We start from the raw sequence: 15528 nt of genomic DNA, 5'->3' as shown, positions 1-15528 counted from the left end.
GAGGTCTGGCTCTGGCGGGTGTGACGGATGGCCATGTTCAGACCTTCCACGACAGCCTTGCCGGCTTTCGGGTCAACAGACTGGATCTCTCCGGTCTTGCCCTTGTCCTTGCCGGTGAGGACGACGACCTTGTCGCCTTTCTTCAGCTTGGCTGCCATCTTACAGCACCTCCGGGGCGAGCGAGATGATCTTCATGAAGTTCTTGGCACGCAGCTCGCGCACGACCGGCCCGAAGATACGGGTACCGACCGGCTCACCTGCGTTGTTCAGGATCACGGCGGCGTTGCGGTCAAAGCGGATCGAGGTGCCGTCTTCACGGCGGACTTCCTTTGCGGTGCGCACGACGACGGCCTTGCGGACGTCACCCTTCTTCACGCGACCACGCGGAATGGCCTCCTTCACCGACACCACGATGATGTCGCCGACAGAGGCATAGCGGCGGTGGGAACCGCCCAGAACCTTGATGCACTGAACTTTCCGGGCTCCGGAGTTGTCAGCGACATCCAGATTGGTCTGCATCTGGATCATGGATTTTCTCCCGACGTCCCGGGCCGCTCTGCAGAGAACATTGACCCGGGGGTTTCGAATGGTATCGGGGCCGCGATAACGGCCCCGAGCGTGCCCTTAGTGGGCGGCTTCTGCTTCGTGCGCGGCGTCTTCGACCTTCTGAGCCTCGGTAGCAGCTTCGGCGCGCTGCTTGTTGTGCTCTTCCAGCATCGTTTCCGTCATGACTTCCCAACGCTTCGTCTTCGACTTCGGCGCGCACTCACGGATGAGGACGGTCTCGCCGACGTTGAACTGTTCGTTCTCGTCATGTGCGCGGTACTTCTTGGACTTCTTGATCGTCTTCTGAAGCACGGGGTGCTTGAAGCGACGCACGACCTGAACGGTCACGGTCTGCTTGTTGGCCGTGGAGGTGACGGTGCCTTGCAGGATACGCTTGGGCATTTCGTTATGCCTCCACAGATGCGGCCGCGGCGGCCTTTTCGTTCAGGATGGTCTTGATGCGCGCAACCTCGCGGCGCACCTGACGGATGCGGGCGGGGTTGGACACTTCACCGGTGGCCATCTGGAAGCGCAGGTTGAACGCTTCTTTCTTCAATTGGACAAGCTGGTCCCGGAGCTGGTCCGGTGTCTTGTCACGGAGTTCCTGGGCGCTCATTGCACCTCTCCTTTTCAATCAACATCACTGGTAGGCCCCTGCCTGCGTTGCCGCGCAGGGTCACCCTGATTCCAGTGGAGTCCGTGGATGAGCGGCCCCAATACGTCCAACCCCACCTTAATGCAAGCCCCTTTGGCCGGGGTGGCGGCAGAATCCGGGGCGTACCGGGCAGATAATCGCTATCGTAGCGTGAATTCGCCCCAACTCTCTTTACGGATGAGCGGCCCCTGCTCAAGATTGACCCTGCGGCACCCATTTCGCCGCACGCAATTTTTGAAGTCCGCACCATTTCAGCACCGAGGTACAAAATGAAAGACCTGGACCAGAACCTGAAGGCCACATGCTGCGCGCCGGGCCACGGCGCCACCGGCTTCCGCGACATCGTGAAACTTGCCTGCGACAACCAGCGCACCGGCACCTGCAACCGCGCCGAACCTCAGGAAGGCACCGCCGAGTTCGTCTTTGGCCGCATGGTCGACATGATGCCGCTCGACCAGCAACCCAGCAAGGAAGGCTGCGAGGCGCTTGCCGCCGTCATGCTCGACGACGAAGCCAGCGCCGAGGATGGCCCTGCCGATGCCGGCATCGCCTTCCTCGGGCAGTTCATCGACCACGACATCACGCTCGACGCCACGACCAAGCTGGGCGAGGTCGCAGGCGCAGTGACCAAGATCCGCAACTTCCGTACCCCTGCGCTCGACCTCGACTGCGTCTACGGCAACGGACCGGAGGTGAACCCCTGGCTCTACGAACCCGACAACCGTCTGATCTTCGGCCGCGGCCCCACCGAGCGCACCGGGCCCGACGAGAACCCCCTGGACCTGCAGCGCAACGTCAACGGACGGGCGCTGATCGGCGACCCGCGCAACGACGAGAACCTCTTCGTCAGCCAAGTGCACGGCCGGATGTTCGTCATGGGTCATAACAACAACATGGAAAGGCTCTCCGACATTGCCGACGCCGAGGACCGACTGCACGAGGCGCGCGCAGAGCTGACCTGGGAGTACCACGACCGCATCCTGCACCAGTTCCTGCCCGCCGTGATCCACGAGGATGTGCTGACCCCGATGCTGGCACAGGCCCACAACATGCACCTCGAGGACATCGGACGCCTGTCCTGGGCCAATGCGCCCGCAATGCCGGTGGAGTTTTCCGCGGCCGCCTTTCGCTTCGGCCATTCGCTGATCCGGGAAACCTACAAGCTGAACGACAACCCCGACCGTGCGGAGGTCCGGATCTTCGCGCGCGAAGCCGACGCCGTGAAGCTCGACGGCTTCGCCCCCGTGGAGAAGGACAACAATCTCGACATGGGACTGTTCTTCGGTCCGGGCGCGCAGAAATCCCGTCCGATCGACACCCGCCTGCCCGCCGCGCTGCTGAACCTGCCCGACAGCGTGGCCACCAGCGACAAGAACCTCGCGGCGCGGAACATGATCCGCGGCCACCTGACCTTCAAGCTGCCCACCGGCGAGAAGATGGCGGAGTGGATGGAAGCGCCCCTGATCGACACGCACGACAAGGTGAAGGACGCCGGGCTGGAAGGCCGCACGCCCCTGTGGTTCTACATGCTGGCCGAGGCCGAGCAGCACGGTGGCAAGCTGGGTCCGGTGGGCGGCGGCATCGTCGCCGGTGTCCTGCTGAACATGCTGATCCGGGCGCACAGCCCCGCTCTGCGCCCATACCGCGGCGTTTGACCTGACGCAGCCCGCCCGCGTCAGGCGCCGTGCAGGGTGGATTTTCCGGCCCATGGGCCGAGTTGACCCACCCTGCACCACGGCCAGGGACGGCCTTCCTCCCGTCGTCCCTGGCCGCATCGCGAAAACCATGCCGGTTTGGCCGAAAATCTGCTATGCTTGCCGAATGAGACTCGCCGCGATTGCCATTCTCGCCCTGACAGCAGCGCCCGCCCTCGCGGACCCGGGCACCCCTGACTGCGCCTGCATCAATCGCGACGGCTCCGAGACCCCGCTGGGTCAGATCGCCTGCCTGACGGTCGGCGGCGAGAGCTTTCTCGCACGCTGTGCCATGTCCCAGAACGTGCTCACCTGGCGGCGCGTTCAGGACGGCTGCCTCAGTTCGGAGGCGCGCCCGATCTCGATCCCCGCCTCGCTGCCGCGAAGCTGACCGCGCCCGCCGGGGTCAGCCCCTCGCCGCCTTCGCCATCTCTTCCTCGAACTGACGGCGCAACTGCTTGCGCGCGGCCGCCGCCTTCTGCCGCCGCTCTTCTACCACGTCGAGGATCTTCAGCTCCGGCACTTCCGCCGGGCGGCCGTCGTCGTCCACGGCGACCATGGTGAAATAGCAGGAGTTGGTGTGCCGGCTGCGCCCGGTCCGGATGTCCTGCGCCTCCACCCGGATGCCGATCTCCATCGAGGTGCGCCCGGCGCTGTTCACGCTGGCCCGGAAGGTCACCAGTTCGCCGACGTTGATCGGCTCCTTGAACACCACCTGGTCGACCGAAAGCGTCACCGCGTACCGCTGCGAGAACCGCGAGGCACAGGAAAACGCCACCCGGTCCAGCAGGTTCAGCAGCGCGCCGCCGTGCACCTTCCCGCTGAAGTTCGCCATGTCCGGCGTCATCAGCACCGTCATTTCCAGCTTGCGCGAATCCATGCCTCGGCCCCCGTCTGCGATCACTCGCCACCGGATTAGCGCAAAGCCGTGGGGCCGCAAAGCCGTGCGGCGTCAGCGGAGAAGCTGCAGGGCGATGCTGGCCGAGGAATAGCTCACCTGCGCGGAAAATGTCGTCAGATAGGCCGTGTAGCCGCTCTCCGCCCCGTCAGGCACCCCGTCTTCCGGCGCGCCGGGCGCCGCTGCCTCATCCGTCACAGCCGCCTCGGGCTCGGGCATCGTCTCGGGCACGTCCGCCGCACCCGCCCCGTCGCTGCCCGCGTCATCCGCGCCCACAGGCGCCCCGGTCACGGCGACGCCAGTGAAACTCATGGAGAGGCTGACGAAGACCGCCTCAACCACCACGGACGTTTCGCTGCCCGCGCGCAGGGCGTTCCGCTCATGCGCGATGCGGGAGGCAGCCTGGCCCTGGCTCTCCCCTTCCTGCCGCTCCGCCTTGGCGCGGTGACCGATGGACTGCGCAGCGGAGCCCCGCGCGCCCTCCGCCGGACGATTATGAAGATGGCCCTGTGCGGGCTGCATTGCCGATGTTGCCTGCATGTCTTTCCCCTTTCCGTTCGCCCGGAAAGGGTGCGTCATGAGTGTAAACACCGGACCAACGCGCCCGCGCAAAATCGCTTCAATCCAAGCGAACCGCGCGCCTCAGTCGCCCCACTTGTAGTTGAAGCTGACAGAGATCCGCTCGTCTTCCTCGGCCATGTTCATCGGCACCTCGTGGCGCAGCCAGCTTTCCCATAGCACGATGTCACCGACCGCCGGCTGCACGTAGATGAAGGGTTTCAGCGTCTCGCGCGCGTCCTTCTTGCGGGCCGGGGCGGCCATCATCATCTGCAGGCGCGGGTCCTCCAGCTTCAGCGCGCTCGCGCCCTCCGGCATCGCCACGTAGGTCGTCCCCGAGATCACCGAGTGCGGGTGGATGTGGCTCGAATGCGTGCCGCCCGGGGGCAGGATGTTGATCCAGATGTCCTCCAGCACGATCTCCTTGTCGCCAAGGTCGAAATCCAGATCCGCCACGAAGGCCGCCACGTGCCTGTCGATCACCTTCACGAGGTCCGCGAAGATCGGGAAGCGCCACGGCAGGTCGGTCAGCGACGCATAGGAGGTGTAGCCGGGATAGCCCTGCGTCTCGCACCATTCCTGACCGGCCTCGTCGTCCTCGGCGATGGAATAGCAGGACGCCTCCAGCTCTGCCGCGTCGACCTCTCCGTGTTCGGACAGCGCGGCGCGGTACAGGGGGGTCGTGAACAGGGGAGTGATCGTTGCCATCTTGGTCTCCGTCTTCGCTGCGCGGCGCTGTGGGGATCGGAAGCCGCCGCCCCCCGGTCGTGCACGCAACTTTAAGCAAATGGATGTTACCCCGGCCTTCGTGGGGATTCGGTTCGTCGCATGTCTACAGAGAGGGTTTCAATGTCGCCACTCATTCTACTCGGCCTCGTGGGCCTCGGCCTCTTTGCCGTCGCGGTCAACCAGCACGATTACACCAGCGACGATGACGGCGACTCCGGCGAAGGTGACGAAAGCGCCGAGGCGCCGACGGACACCGGCGACAGCTTTGACGTCGACACCGGGGACGATACCGGCAGCGGCACTCCCGACGAAGAGGACACCGGCGGCGGCGGCGCGGGTGAGACGCTGACCGGCACCGACGGCGCGGACACCATCACTCTGGACCGCCCTGCGGGCCCGGGCATCGAGGTGTCGGCAGGCGCTGGCAACGATCTGATCGACCTCTACGACGGCTCGACCGACCCGGTGGAACTGGACGCGCAGCTTCTCGACGGTGCGCTCCTGTCCGGTGGCGACGGCAACGACCTGATCGAGGCCTACAGTACCGCATCGACCATCACCGGCGATGGCGGTAACGACACGATTTCCGGGCGGCACGACGGTGCCAGCATCGACGGCGGCGCGGGCAACGACCTCGTCTCCATCACCTCGTCGGAGGAGGGTGCCGGGTCCGACATCAGGGGCGACGTCGGGGCCGACACGATCTCTGCCTTCATGGACGGGGGGCGGGTCGACGGCGGGGCAGGCAACGACCTGATCTTCGCCAACCCCGCGCCCACCACCCCGACCGAAATCGACGGCGGCGAAGGCAGCGATCACCTCGTCATCAACGCCGTCACGCCGCCGATCCAGCAGTGGGAGGCCGGGGTCAGCGTCACGGGCGGGGACGGCGCGGACATCTTCGATCTCATCGTCGCACCGGGCGGGTCCGACATCCCAGATACGCCGCCCACAGCGATCTCCATGCTGGCGGACGGCACGGTCCAGGTCGACATCGGCACGATCACCGACTTCTCGGCGGGCGAGGACCTGCTGCTGATAGACGGGGCGACAAATGCCAGCCAGTTCACTCTCGCCGCCATCGAGTTGGAAGAGACGGCGCCCGACGGTGCCCCGCTCTCGACCGTGGTGCGGCTGGTCTACGAGATCGACGCGACCGATGTCGCCAACCGCGACGTGATCCTGACGCTGAGCGGGGCAAGCGGGCTGACCGTGGACGACGTCATCGTTACCGGCGCGGGCACAACCGCCGTGCCCCTGAACTTCATCGGCCGGGACGCCGCAGCCGCCTGAGCAGCCTCAGGCCAGCCGGCTGGTCCGCCGCAGGGATGCCAGCACGCCGTTGTCGACCGCCTCGCGGTGGATCGCGCCGATCTGGGCGGGAATCTCCGGCAGGTTCAGCAGGCGCGCGATGGCAAAGCGGTGCCCTGCCCCGCCCGACCGCAGCAGGGTACCGTCCCGCGCCACGTGCAGGAGGATGCCGCCGTGCTCTCTCCGGAAGTTCTCCGGCAGTTCCTCGCGGTTGAGGAACCGGCCCTCCGCCAGCGTCCGGGCCTTCAGCAGGTCGATGCCGGCAAACCGGCGCCGCAGATCCTCGACCGAGGCGCAGCCGTCCGGTTTCTTCCCTTCCCCGATCTGCCGCAGCATCCGCTGGTACATCGGCGTGTCTTCCCAGTCCGCGCCTTCGAAGAACCGCATCCGGCAGCTCTTCATGCGGATCGTTTCGCCGATTTCGCTACGGTGCCGGTCCCAGTCGCCGCCGACGACCCGGGCGCTGTCATGCCGCCTGAGCCGCAGCCTGGCCCCGCCAGTGTACTCGAAGCGCACCTCAGCCGGGTCCACGTAGATCGCGGAATCCGAGGGCGGCACCACCGCGCCGAACCGGACGCGGTTGATCATGTCACGCAGGACCTTGTGCGGCACATGCGCTTCGACGGATTTGATCCAACGGGTCGGGTGCCAGTAATAGACGGGGCTGCGGCGGTGAGCGTAGGACGGCATGGGAAAAGGGAACCTCAGACGGGTCTCATCGGGCAAGAATAAATCGTCATGAAAATGAATTAAAACTGTTACACGCTTCGCGCAACGCGGCGGACGTTACGTCAACCCGTGACCCGGCAGCAAGCGGCGCACAGAGACGTCAGAGCTCACGAAAAAACCCCGCCGGCGACCGGCGGGGTTTCAAGCATTTCAACCGCGTGAGCGGAAGGACCGGGCTTACCAGTCCTCGCGAACCACGACGCGGGTCTTGATCGGCAACTTCATCGCGGCCAGGCGCAGCGCCTCGCGGGCGATGTCCTCGGCGACGCCGTCGATCTCGAACATCACGCGACCGGGCTTCACCTTGCAGACCCAACGGTCGACAGAGCCTTTACCCTTACCCATACGAACTTCGATGGGCTTCGCGGTCACCGGGGTGTCCGGGAAGATGCGGATCCAGACGCGGCCCTGACGCTTCATGTGACGCGTCATGGCACGGCGGGCTGCTTCGATCTGGCGTGCGGTGACACGCTCCGGCTCGGTGGCCTTCAGACCGTAGTGACCGAAGTTCAGGTCGGAACCGCCCTTCGCCTCACCCTTGATCCGGCCTTTGAAGGCCTTCCGGAATTTAGTGCGTTTCGGCTGAAGCATGATTACCTCCGGTCGTCACGACGACCGCCGCCTGCACCGCGAGGTGCCGGGCCGTCCTGGATTTCCTGGCTCTTCCGGTCGCGGGCCTGGGGATCATGTTCCATGATCTCGCCCTTGAAGATCCAGACCTTGATACCGATGATGCCGTAAGGCGTGGTCGCCTCGACGTTGGCATAATCGATGTCGGCGCGCAGCGTGTGCAGCGGCACGCGGCCTTCGCGGTACCATTCGGTCCGTGCGATTTCCGCGCCACCCAGACGGCCAGCGACGTTCACCCGGATACCCAGGGCGCCCATGCGCATGGCGTTCTGCACGGCCCGCTTCATCGCGCGGCGGAAGGAAACCCGGCGCTCAAGCTGCTGGGCGATCGATTCGCCGACCAGCGTGGCGTCCAGTTCCGGCTTCCGGACCTCGACGATGTTCAGGTGCAGCTCGCTGTCGGTCATGCGGGCGATCTTCTTGCGAAGCACCTCGATGTCCGCGCCTTTCTTGCCGATGATCACGCCCGGACGCGCGGTGTGAATGGTCACACGGCACTTCTTGTGGGGGCGCTCGATGATCACGCGGGCAATGCCGGCCTGCTTGCACTCTTCGTGGATGAAGTCACGAATGCGCAGGTCTTCCAGCAGCAGATCGCCGTAATCCTTGGTGTCCGCGTACCAACGCGAATCCCAGGTCCGGTTGATCTGGAGGCGCATCCCGATCGGATTGGTCTTGTTACCCATTAGGCTTGCTCCTCAACCTGACGCACCTTGATGGTGATCTCCGAGAACGGCTTGTTGATGCGGCCAAAACGGCCACGGGCACGCGGGCGACCGCGCTTCATGACCAGGTTCTTGCCCACATAGGCCTCGGCGACGACCAGTTCGTCGACGTCCAGGCCGTGGTTGTTCTCGGCGTTGGCGATGGCGGACTGAAGGCACTTCTTAACGTCCTGCGAGATCCGCTTCTTGGAGAAGGTCAGGTCCGTCAGGGCCTTCTCGACCTTCTTGCCGCGAATGAGCGCCGCGACGAGGTTCAGCTTCTGCGGCGAGGTGCGCAGCATGCGCAGTTTCGCCATCGCTTCGTTGTCCGCCACGCGGCGGGGATTCTTATCCTTGCCCATGGCTTACTTCCTCTTGGCTTTCTTGTCCGCCGCGTGACCGTAGTAGGTGCGGGTCGGAGCGTATTCACCGAACTTCTGGCCGATCATGTCCTCGGTCACGTTGACCGGGATGTGCTTCTGGCCGTTGTACACACCGAAGGTGAGACCAACGAAGTGCGGCAGGATGGTGGAGCGGCGCGACCAGATCTTGATGACCTCGTTCTTGCCGGATTCCTTCGATTTTTCGGCCTTCTTCAACACGTAAGCGTCGACGAAGGGGCCTTTCCAAACAGAGCGTGCCATAGATTAGCGACCCTTCTTCTTGGCGTGGCGCGAGCGGATGATGAGCTTTTGCGACGCCTTGTTCGTGTTGCGGGTCTTCTTGCCCTTGGTCGGCTTGCCCCACGGCGTCACCGGATGACGACCGCCGGAGGTCCGGCCTTCACCACCGCCGTGCGGGTGGTCGATCGGGTTCATGACGACACCGCGGACGGACGGACGGATGCCCTTGTGGCGCATACGGCCCGCTTTACCGAAGTTCTGGTTCGAGTTGTCGGGGTTCGACACCGCACCGACGGTCGCCATGCACTCCTGACGGACCATGCGCAGTTCGCCCGAGGACAGGCGGATCTGTGCGTAGCCACCGTCACGGCCGACGAACTGGGCGTAGGTGCCCGCGGCGCGTGCGATCTGGCCGCCCTTGCCGGGCTTCAGCTCGATGTTGTGGACGATCGTCCCGATCGGCATGCCCGAGAACGGCATGCAGTTGCCCGGCTTGATGTCGGCCTTGGCGGAGGCAACCACCTTGTCGCCGATGCCGAGGCGCTGGGGCGCGAGGATGTAGGCTTGTTCACCATCATCATACTGGATCAGTGCGATGAATGCGGTGCGGTTCGGGTCGTATTCAATGCGAACGACGATGCCGTTCACGTCGAACTTGTTCCGCTTGAAATCGACGATCCGGTAGAGACGCTTTGCGCCACCGCCACGACGGCGGGAGGTGATACGTCCGGTGTTGTTCCGGCCGCCCGACTTCGTCAGACCCTCGGTGAGGGCCTTGACGGGGCGTCCTTTGTACAGCTCCGAACGGTCGATCAGCACCAGCCCGCGCTGGCCCGGCGTCGTCGGCTTGTACGACTTGAGTGCCATGCTTTCTGTCTTCCGTTAGCTAGCAGCCGGTTGCCCGGCTTATGTAATAGCCCCCCGAAGGTGGCCAGAGGTATAGGCCCCCGAAGGTGCCCGATTCGCTATCCGCATCGCGCAAAAGCGAAGCCCCGGACGAATCCGGGGCCGTTGCGGATGGGGTCGTGTAGGGGATGCAGGACAACGGGTCAAGGGCCAAAGCCGTTGATACCATGACTCATCGGCAAAGCATGGCATAGTGGCCGGGCACACTGAAGATTGGGGACGGCGGCATGCGCGTACAACAACCATCCGGCACCCGGGGCAGCCTGAAATGGCTGCAGATCGCAGTCAACCAGGCGCCGGATCTGGTTCAACCGCCCGACCTCCCCCGGATCGAATGGCTGTCACCCCTCGCCACGGATTCCTACGCGGAATACCGGGACCGCGCCTTTCTCGACAGGCTGGGTCTGGGTCACCTTGGTCCGGGACTGGAGCAATTCTGGCCGAAGCGCGGTCCCCAGTGGGACGCCCTCGGAATGACCGCGCAAGGGCCGGTGCTCGTTGAAGCGAAGGCCCACCTGCGTGAGTTCTTTTCGCCGCCCACCCAATCGCGCGATACATCCCGACAGAAGATCGAGGAGGCGTTCAATGCCGTCCAGACCGACATGGGAATCTCATCTTCGACCGACTGGACGCGGACGTACTACCAATACGCCAATCGGATCGCTCATCTGTGGTGGCTGAGACAGAGGGGAATAAACGCGTCCCTCCTGTTTGTGAGCTTCCTGAACGATGACGAGATGGGAGGCCCCAAACATGCGGAGAGCTGGGGGGCGGCCTTTGCGTCCGCCAACTATGCGCTTGGCCTCACGGGCAAAAACCCGCTTCTCCGCCATGTGGTGCATTTGACGCCGGACGTGCGGCTACTGCAGGCTCCATGACGCGCGACAGCCTGGAAGACGGGTAAATGTGTGCCGCGCGCCCCTTCTCCGGGACGGAACTGAACCGCCGAACAAACTCCGGATGGGCCCTTGGTTACATCGGATCATGCGAAAGGTCTTGCCTGCCGTGAGGCGGCAATCCACTGCCCATTTCCGCGGCATCACCTTTGTTTTTGGGCCGAAATGCGCCTTCGACCCGACGTTTCTCGTCGATCATGTGCCAGCCCTTGGTGGGGCAAAAAGGCGACCTTGCCCATAACGCGGGAGACTGGCCGGTCGATGGGAAAAGCGCAGCCACGCAGGTTTGCCATGGCTGCCTGCAAAGCGTCTTGGCTCCTCCGGTTTTTAATGTCTTATCCGATGGATACGGCGTCTCTCCAATAACCAATTGCGGTCCTAACCGGCGAGTTCCGGGTATTGAACGCCCTCAGGGCGCCGACACATTGCAACGCCCCAAATGCCCCGCATCCCAGCCCCCATCCCGGCCGCCTGTGCCGCCCGGTTGCGGGAACAAGGCCGGAACCGCGCGCCGTCCAGCCTTGTTAAAAGGTGTAACTTCAAGGAAACGACATGCGCGGCAAGATGGGAAAACTGTTCGACTTCATGCACGGGAGGCTGCGCCCCCGCGCTGAGGACGATGCGCTCCATATCGCCGCCTACGAGGGGGATACGGTGCGGATAGGTGAGCTGATCACCGAGCGCGGCGCCGATCCGAACCTGAGCCTCGCGACGATGATGAGCGCCTCGATCGAACGGACGGCGCTGTTCCTTGCCATCCAGGAACACAACCTCGCCGCGGCCCGGCTGCTGGTGGAGCTTGGCGCCGATCCGGACCTCAGGGACGCGCAGAACGTCACCCCGCTGATGTCCGCGGCGGCGCTCGGCAACATCGACCTCGTGCAGCTTCTGCTCGACCTCGGCGCCGATCCGAACGCCTACCGCGACAGCGACCACGCCTCGCCCCTGTCGTTCAGCATCCACGAGGACGACCCCGACGCGATCCTGCCGATCGTCTCGGCGCTGATCGCGGCGGGCGCCGATCCGGAGGGCGCCGTGGCCGCGGGCCAGAGCGTACTGATGCTGGCCGCTCGGCAGAACCTGCCGGCGGTGATCCGCACCCTGCTGGCCGCCGGGGCGGACCCGGACCGCACCTGCACGCTGACATGGGCGCTTGGCTGGACGGCGCTGGACCACGCCATCCACGAGGCCTCCGCCAACGCGCAGGAGGTCCTGGCCCCGGTCACGACGCTGCCCGTGACGGTCCTCCCCGTCAAAACATCCTGACCGCAGCCCTCCCCCGCCAAAGCAAAAGGCCCCCGCAGATGCAGGGGCCTTCGCTGTTCTCGCTGACGGGGGCATCCCCCGCCTTGATCCGGTCAGAGGCCGGTGGACACGTCGATGGTGTTGCCCTCTTCGAGCATCACATAGGCCTTCTTCACGTCACGGCGCTTGCCGGTCTTGCCACGGAAACGCTTCACCTTGCCCTTGGTGATGGTCGTGTTCACGGCCTTCACCTTCACACCAAAGAGCGCCTCGACGGCTTCCTTGATCTGCGGCTTGTTCGCGTCGATGGCCACTTCGAAGACAACCGCGCCGTGCTCGGACGCCATGGTGGACTTCTCGGTGATGATCGGCTTGCGGATCACGTCGTACTGTTCTGCCGTCGCGGTCATTTCAGTCGAGCCTCCAGTGCTTCGACACCCGCCTTCGTGATCACCAGGGTGTCACGCTTCAGGATGTCATAAACGTTGGCACCGATGGTCGGCAGGACGTCCAGACCTTCGATGTTGCGGGCCGCCTTGGCGAAGTTCTCGTTCACCTCGGCACCGTCGATGATCAGCGCGCGCTTCCAGCCAAGCTTCGACACCTGGGCGGCGAGCGCCTTGGTCTTGCTTGCGCCGTCGATGGAGTCGATCACGATCAGGGCGCCGTTGCGGGCCTTGTCGGACAGAGCCATCTTCAGGCCGAGTGCGCGGACCTTCTTGGGCAGGTCATGGGCGTGCGACCGCGGGGTCGGGCCCTTGTAGATGCCACCCTTGCGGAAGATCGGCGCCTTGCGGGAACCGTGACGTGCGCCACCGGTGCCCTTCTGGCGATAGATCTTCTTGGTCGAATACGACACTTCCGAGCGGGTCTTGACCTTGTGCGTACCGGCCTGCGCCTTGTTGCGCTGCCAGCGGACGACGCGGTGGAGAATGTCGGCGCGCGGCTCCAGCCCGAAGAGGGCCTCGTCCAGCTCGACTTCGCCAGCGGAACCGCCGTCGAGGTTGATTACGTCGAGTTTCATTCCTCACCTTCCTTCTTCTCGGCCTCGATGTCGGCCTCGGCCTCTTTCAGGGCCTGGGCCTCCTGCGCGGCCTGCTCCTCGGCGAGGCGCTTGGCTTCGGCTTCGGCCTCTGCGGCGGCTGCCGCTGCGGCTTCCTCTGCCTGGCGCTGCGCTTCCTTCTTGGCGCTCGCCAGAGCGGCCGGAAGGATTGCGTTCTCCGGGAAGGGCTTCTTCACGGCGTCCTTGACGGTGACCCACGATCCCTTCGGGCCCGGAACGGCACCCTTGATCATGATCACGCCGCGGTCGCTGTCGGTCTTGACGACCTGCAGGTTCTGCGTGGTCACACGGACGGAGCCCATGTGGCCGGCCATCTTCTTGCCCTTGAACACCTTGCCGGGGTTCTGACACTGGCCGGTGGAGCCGTGCGAGCGGTGAGAGATGGACACACCGTGCGAGGCACGCAGACCGCCGAAGTTGTGACGCTTCATGCCGCCGGCAAAGCCTTTACCGATGGTGATGCCGGACACGTCGACGAACTGACCTTCGAAGTAATGGTCGGCGATGATTTCCTCGCCCACTTCGATCAGGTTGTCCGCGGTCACGCGGAATTCGACAACCTTGCGCTTGGGTTCCACGTTCGCCTTGGCGAAGTGGCCGCGCATGGCCTGGCTCGTGCGCTTTGCCTTGGCGGTGCCACAGCCGAGCTGCACGGCGGAATAGCCGTTGGTTTCATCTGTGCGCTGCGCGACGACCTGAAGGTTGTCGAGCTGCAGCACGGTGACGGGGATCTGCTTGCCGTCTTCCATGAAGACGCGAGTCATGCCGATCTTCTTTGCGATCACACCAGAGCGCATGTCTACCCCCTTATACCTTGATCTCGACGTCAACGCCGGCGGCGAGGTCGAGCTTCATGAGGGCGTCCACGGTCTGCGGAGTCGGATCGACGATGTCGAGCAGACGCTTGTGCGTGCGGATCTCGAACTGGTCCCGAGACTTCTTGTTCACGTGCGGGCCGCGCAGAACGGTGAATTTCTCGATCTTGTTGGGCAGCGGGATCGGCCCGCGGACCTGTGCGCCGGTACGCTTGGCGGTGTTGACGATTTCCTGGGTGCTTGCGTCGAGCACGCGGAAGTCGAACGCCTTCAGCCGGATACGGATGTTCTGGTTCATCGAACAGTCCTATTTTGGCGTTTCGGTTGAGAGGAGGATGGGCGACCACCGCACACCCTCATCGAACCGTAAGGGCGGGAATCACCCCGCCCTTGAACGTCCGTATGGACGTTGCGCGCGTATAGGCGGTTTGGGAGGGTGGGGCAAGGGGGTGTTCCGCTGTGTGGTAGATGTATGAGCCGCGCATCGCTGACGCGCGCGGTTGCGACCCAAACCGTCGAACCTCTTGATTTATCCCTGCCAAGTCCGAAGACGTTCCACACGCAGCGCCTGACCCGACCAGATCGCAGCCGCGTGGGGGCGCGTCTGCGATGCGCGGCGGCCTGAAGGCCTTTATTCCGCGCAACAAAAGACGTGACTTTACTCTTGGGGCCACTTGGCACTCAACACTTCACGGATATGCTGCTCGGTAACGTGTTCTTGAAAAAGAGAGGTCGAAACCGCTTCTGCCAATTGCCAACACGAAAACAAGTCTTCGTGGAGGTCTTCGAGATCGGACATCATTTCGTCGCGGCCCACGCTGGTTTGAATTTTGAAGTTATGCCTCTCGAAGAAACCGTGAAAAAGAAGATTACGTGACTTTAGACCACGTCGAAATATGGCAAGCACGGTTCCGTCGCCTATCTTCAGTTCTTTATCCAACTCCCCAAGTGAACGACCTAATGTCAAGGCGTCGATTTCCGCCATCGTAGCTGCCGCCGCGTCGGGATCAGTTTTCTGAAACCACCCCCGATTGTGGCCTCGGGCGGCAAGCACAATGGTACCAATAGCAGTTTCGAACAGCTGAGCCGCTTCAGCGGTCACTCCAAATTTCTCATAAAGTTCTGAGCGGCTTGCCACAATCGAACCATCCATTCTTATCCATGCAGTCAAACGAAAAGGCCGCCCTGTGAGGAGCGGCCTTCTCTATCTCTACCGTGTGATGACACCGCATTCCCGTGACCTTTCCTTAGGAAAGACACTGCCATGCGGCATCACACTCTGACGGGGCAGCCGTCAGGCGACGATCTTGGAGACGACGCCCGAACCGACGGTGCGGCCGCCTTCGCGGATGGCGAAGCGCAGGCCTTCTTCCATCGCGATCGGTGCGATCAGCTCGACGTTGAACTTCAGGTTGTCGCCCGGCATCACCATCTCGGTGCCTTCCGGCAGCTCGACGGTGCCCGTCACGTCGGTCGTGCGGAAGTAGAACTGCGGACGGTAGTTCTTGAAGAACGGCGTGTGACGG

The 15528-nt window shown here is 63.9% G+C and carries 25 protein-coding genes; 5 read left to right on the top strand and 20 right to left on the bottom strand.

What is annotated here, in order from left to right; translation table 11 throughout:
* The 4 genes from rplX to rpmC form a co-directional block, all read right to left on the bottom strand.
* Positions 1-158 (bottom strand): 50S ribosomal protein L24 (gene rplX, locus ACU0DV_RS17900; RefSeq protein WP_446273559.1); only part of this gene is annotated, 158 nt, incomplete at its 3' end.
* 1 nt (position 159) lies between these two features.
* Positions 160-528, bottom strand: a complete 369-nt coding sequence (gene rplN, locus ACU0DV_RS17895) for a 50S ribosomal protein L14 (RefSeq protein WP_023851005.1) — start codon at positions 526-528, stop codon at positions 160-162.
* Positions 529-624: 96 nt separating this feature from the next.
* Positions 625-948: a 30S ribosomal protein S17 gene (gene rpsQ / locus ACU0DV_RS17890; protein WP_100928283.1), complete on the bottom strand. Its 324-nt coding sequence runs from the start codon at positions 946-948 to the stop codon at positions 625-627.
* A 4-nt stretch (positions 949-952) separates the two neighbouring features.
* The gene (rpmC, locus tag ACU0DV_RS17885) at positions 953-1162 is read right to left on the bottom strand and encodes a 50S ribosomal protein L29 (protein ID WP_005854825.1); all 210 of its coding nucleotides are present in this window, start codon (positions 1160-1162) and stop codon (positions 953-955) included.
* A gap of 308 nt (positions 1163-1470) precedes the next feature.
* On the opposite strand from rpmC, the gene ACU0DV_RS17880 reads away from it, so the two are divergent.
* Both ACU0DV_RS17880 and ACU0DV_RS17875 read left to right on the top strand, forming a co-directional pair.
* On the top strand, positions 1471-2856 hold the full coding sequence (locus ACU0DV_RS17880) for a peroxidase family protein (RefSeq protein WP_446241108.1): 1386 nt from the start codon (positions 1471-1473) through the stop codon (positions 2854-2856).
* 166 nt (positions 2857-3022) lie between these two features.
* Positions 3023-3286: a hypothetical protein gene (locus ACU0DV_RS17875; protein WP_283981954.1), complete on the top strand. Its 264-nt coding sequence runs from the start codon at positions 3023-3025 to the stop codon at positions 3284-3286.
* 15 nt (positions 3287-3301) lie between these two features.
* Here the strand turns inward: ACU0DV_RS17875 and ACU0DV_RS17870 are convergent, their stop codons facing one another.
* The 3 genes from ACU0DV_RS17870 to ACU0DV_RS17860 all read right to left on the bottom strand — a co-directional run bounded on the left by ACU0DV_RS17870 (position 3302) and on the right by ACU0DV_RS17860 (position 5059).
* Entirely contained in the window at positions 3302-3775 is a 474-nt protein-coding gene (locus ACU0DV_RS17870) for an acyl-CoA thioesterase (RefSeq protein ID WP_446241109.1), read from the bottom strand.
* Between the two features lie 72 nt (positions 3776-3847).
* A complete protein-coding gene (locus ACU0DV_RS17865; protein WP_446241110.1) occupies positions 3848-4333 on the bottom strand; it encodes a hypothetical protein in 486 nt (161 codons plus the stop codon).
* A 102-nt stretch (positions 4334-4435) separates the two neighbouring features.
* Complete coding sequence (locus ACU0DV_RS17860; protein WP_100928288.1) at positions 4436-5059, bottom strand: 2OG-Fe(II) oxygenase family protein; 624 nt, start codon at positions 5057-5059, stop codon at positions 4436-4438.
* A 141-nt stretch (positions 5060-5200) separates the two neighbouring features.
* On the opposite strand from ACU0DV_RS17860, the gene ACU0DV_RS17855 reads away from it, so the two are divergent.
* The gene (locus tag ACU0DV_RS17855) at positions 5201-6373 is read left to right on the top strand and encodes a calcium-binding protein (protein ID WP_446241111.1); all 1173 of its coding nucleotides are present in this window, start codon (positions 5201-5203) and stop codon (positions 6371-6373) included.
* A 6-nt stretch (positions 6374-6379) separates the two neighbouring features.
* Here ACU0DV_RS17855 and ACU0DV_RS17850 read toward each other — a convergent pair whose 3' ends face one another.
* The 6 genes from ACU0DV_RS17850 to rplB all read right to left on the bottom strand — a co-directional run bounded on the left by ACU0DV_RS17850 (position 6380) and on the right by rplB (position 9944).
* Positions 6380-7081: a hypothetical protein gene (locus tag ACU0DV_RS17850; RefSeq protein WP_283981949.1), complete on the bottom strand. Its 702-nt coding sequence runs from the start codon at positions 7079-7081 to the stop codon at positions 6380-6382.
* Between the two features lie 216 nt (positions 7082-7297).
* A complete protein-coding gene (gene rplP / locus ACU0DV_RS17845; protein WP_005854810.1) occupies positions 7298-7711 on the bottom strand; it encodes a 50S ribosomal protein L16 in 414 nt (137 codons plus the stop codon).
* Between the two features lie 2 nt (positions 7712-7713).
* A complete protein-coding gene (rpsC, locus tag ACU0DV_RS17840; protein WP_100928291.1) occupies positions 7714-8436 on the bottom strand; it encodes a 30S ribosomal protein S3 in 723 nt (240 codons plus the stop codon).
* A complete protein-coding gene (gene rplV, locus ACU0DV_RS17835) occupies positions 8436-8816 on the bottom strand; it encodes a 50S ribosomal protein L22 (protein ID WP_005854806.1) in 381 nt (126 codons plus the stop codon). Before rplV ends, rpsC begins: the two co-directional genes overlap by 1 nt.
* A gap of 3 nt (positions 8817-8819) precedes the next feature.
* Complete coding sequence (gene rpsS, locus ACU0DV_RS17830; RefSeq protein WP_100928292.1) at positions 8820-9098, bottom strand: 30S ribosomal protein S19; 279 nt, start codon at positions 9096-9098, stop codon at positions 8820-8822.
* Positions 9099-9101: 3 nt separating this feature from the next.
* Positions 9102-9944, bottom strand: a complete 843-nt coding sequence (rplB, locus tag ACU0DV_RS17825) for a 50S ribosomal protein L2 (protein ID WP_100928293.1) — start codon at positions 9942-9944, stop codon at positions 9102-9104.
* Positions 9945-10210: 266 nt separating this feature from the next.
* Between rplB and ACU0DV_RS17820 the strand changes: the two genes are divergently transcribed.
* Positions 10211-10861 carry a hypothetical protein gene (locus ACU0DV_RS17820; protein ID WP_446241112.1) on the top strand — a complete coding sequence of 217 codons (651 nt, stop codon included), beginning with the start codon at positions 10211-10213 and terminating at the stop codon, positions 10859-10861.
* A 94-nt stretch (positions 10862-10955) separates the two neighbouring features.
* On the opposite strand, the gene ACU0DV_RS17815 is transcribed toward ACU0DV_RS17820, so the two are convergent.
* Complete coding sequence (locus tag ACU0DV_RS17815) at positions 10956-11078, bottom strand: hypothetical protein (RefSeq protein WP_446273558.1); 123 nt, start codon at positions 11076-11078, stop codon at positions 10956-10958.
* 353 nt (positions 11079-11431) lie between these two features.
* Between ACU0DV_RS17815 and ACU0DV_RS17810 the strand changes: the two genes are divergently transcribed.
* Positions 11432-12145, top strand: a complete 714-nt coding sequence (locus tag ACU0DV_RS17810) for an ankyrin repeat domain-containing protein (protein WP_446241113.1) — start codon at positions 11432-11434, stop codon at positions 12143-12145.
* Positions 12146-12237: 92 nt separating this feature from the next.
* On the opposite strand, the gene ACU0DV_RS17805 is transcribed toward ACU0DV_RS17810, so the two are convergent.
* The 6 genes from ACU0DV_RS17805 to ACU0DV_RS17780 form a co-directional block, all read right to left on the bottom strand.
* Positions 12238-12534, bottom strand: a complete 297-nt coding sequence (locus ACU0DV_RS17805) for a 50S ribosomal protein L23 (protein WP_100928295.1) — start codon at positions 12532-12534, stop codon at positions 12238-12240.
* Positions 12531-13148 (bottom strand): 50S ribosomal protein L4, encoded by a 618-nt coding sequence (gene rplD / locus ACU0DV_RS17800; RefSeq protein WP_100928296.1) that lies wholly within the window; start codon positions 13146-13148, stop codon positions 12531-12533. The genes ACU0DV_RS17805 and rplD overlap by 4 nt, the downstream gene beginning before the upstream one ends.
* Positions 13145-13984: a 50S ribosomal protein L3 gene (gene rplC, locus ACU0DV_RS17795; protein ID WP_100928297.1), complete on the bottom strand. Its 840-nt coding sequence runs from the start codon at positions 13982-13984 to the stop codon at positions 13145-13147. The genes rplD and rplC overlap by 4 nt, the downstream gene beginning before the upstream one ends.
* 10 nt (positions 13985-13994) lie before the next feature.
* Positions 13995-14300: a 30S ribosomal protein S10 gene (gene rpsJ / locus ACU0DV_RS17790; RefSeq protein WP_005862788.1), complete on the bottom strand. Its 306-nt coding sequence runs from the start codon at positions 14298-14300 to the stop codon at positions 13995-13997.
* Between the two features lie 360 nt (positions 14301-14660).
* Positions 14661-15155, bottom strand: a complete 495-nt coding sequence (locus ACU0DV_RS17785) for a hypothetical protein (RefSeq protein ID WP_446241114.1) — start codon at positions 15153-15155, stop codon at positions 14661-14663.
* Between the two features lie 141 nt (positions 15156-15296).
* Positions 15297-15528, bottom strand: a 232-nt coding sequence (locus ACU0DV_RS17780) for an EF-Tu C-terminal domain-related protein (RefSeq protein WP_446240937.1), incomplete at its 5' end; no start/stop codon positions are given.

It is taken from the genome of Sagittula sp., from assembly GCF_052825245.1.
This window is presented reverse-complemented; position numbering and strand designations above follow the sequence as displayed.

Coding starts and splice junctions, on each gene's coding strand:
- rplN (WP_023851005.1), bottom strand. CDS start 528: ATGATCCAGATGCAGACCAATCTGGATGTCGCTGACAACTCCGGAGCC.
- rpsQ (WP_100928283.1), bottom strand. CDS start 948: ATGCCCAAGCGTATCCTGCAAGGCACCGTCACCTCCACGGCCAACAAG.
- rpmC (WP_005854825.1), bottom strand. CDS start 1,162: ATGAGCGCCCAGGAACTCCGTGACAAGACACCGGACCAGCTCCGGGAC.
- ACU0DV_RS17880 (WP_446241108.1), top strand. CDS start 1,471: ATGAAAGACCTGGACCAGAACCTGAAGGCCACATGCTGCGCGCCGGGC.
- ACU0DV_RS17875 (WP_283981954.1), top strand. CDS start 3,023: ATGAGACTCGCCGCGATTGCCATTCTCGCCCTGACAGCAGCGCCCGCC.
- ACU0DV_RS17870 (WP_446241109.1), bottom strand. CDS start 3,775: ATGGATTCGCGCAAGCTGGAAATGACGGTGCTGATGACGCCGGACATG.
- ACU0DV_RS17865 (WP_446241110.1), bottom strand. CDS start 4,333: ATGCAGGCAACATCGGCAATGCAGCCCGCACAGGGCCATCTTCATAAT.
- ACU0DV_RS17860 (WP_100928288.1), bottom strand. CDS start 5,059: ATGGCAACGATCACTCCCCTGTTCACGACCCCCCTGTACCGCGCCGCG.
- ACU0DV_RS17855 (WP_446241111.1), top strand. CDS start 5,201: ATGTCGCCACTCATTCTACTCGGCCTCGTGGGCCTCGGCCTCTTTGCC.
- ACU0DV_RS17850 (WP_283981949.1), bottom strand. CDS start 7,081: ATGCCGTCCTACGCTCACCGCCGCAGCCCCGTCTATTACTGGCACCCG.
- rplP (WP_005854810.1), bottom strand. CDS start 7,711: ATGCTTCAGCCGAAACGCACTAAATTCCGGAAGGCCTTCAAAGGCCGG.
- rpsC (WP_100928291.1), bottom strand. CDS start 8,436: ATGGGTAACAAGACCAATCCGATCGGGATGCGCCTCCAGATCAACCGG.
- rplV (WP_005854806.1), bottom strand. CDS start 8,816: ATGGGCAAGGATAAGAATCCCCGCCGCGTGGCGGACAACGAAGCGATG.
- rpsS (WP_100928292.1), bottom strand. CDS start 9,098: ATGGCACGCTCTGTTTGGAAAGGCCCCTTCGTCGACGCTTACGTGTTG.
- rplB (WP_100928293.1), bottom strand. CDS start 9,944: ATGGCACTCAAGTCGTACAAGCCGACGACGCCGGGCCAGCGCGGGCTG.
- ACU0DV_RS17820 (WP_446241112.1), top strand. CDS start 10,211: ATGCGCGTACAACAACCATCCGGCACCCGGGGCAGCCTGAAATGGCTG.
- ACU0DV_RS17815 (WP_446273558.1), bottom strand. CDS start 11,078: ATGATCGACGAGAAACGTCGGGTCGAAGGCGCATTTCGGCCCAAAAAC.
- ACU0DV_RS17810 (WP_446241113.1), top strand. CDS start 11,432: ATGCGCGGCAAGATGGGAAAACTGTTCGACTTCATGCACGGGAGGCTG.
- ACU0DV_RS17805 (WP_100928295.1), bottom strand. CDS start 12,534: ATGACCGCGACGGCAGAACAGTACGACGTGATCCGCAAGCCGATCATC.
- rplD (WP_100928296.1), bottom strand. CDS start 13,148: ATGAAACTCGACGTAATCAACCTCGACGGCGGTTCCGCTGGCGAAGTC.
- rplC (WP_100928297.1), bottom strand. CDS start 13,984: ATGCGCTCTGGTGTGATCGCAAAGAAGATCGGCATGACTCGCGTCTTC.
- rpsJ (WP_005862788.1), bottom strand. CDS start 14,300: ATGAACCAGAACATCCGTATCCGGCTGAAGGCGTTCGACTTCCGCGTG.
- ACU0DV_RS17785 (WP_446241114.1), bottom strand. CDS start 15,155: ATGGATGGTTCGATTGTGGCAAGCCGCTCAGAACTTTATGAGAAATTT.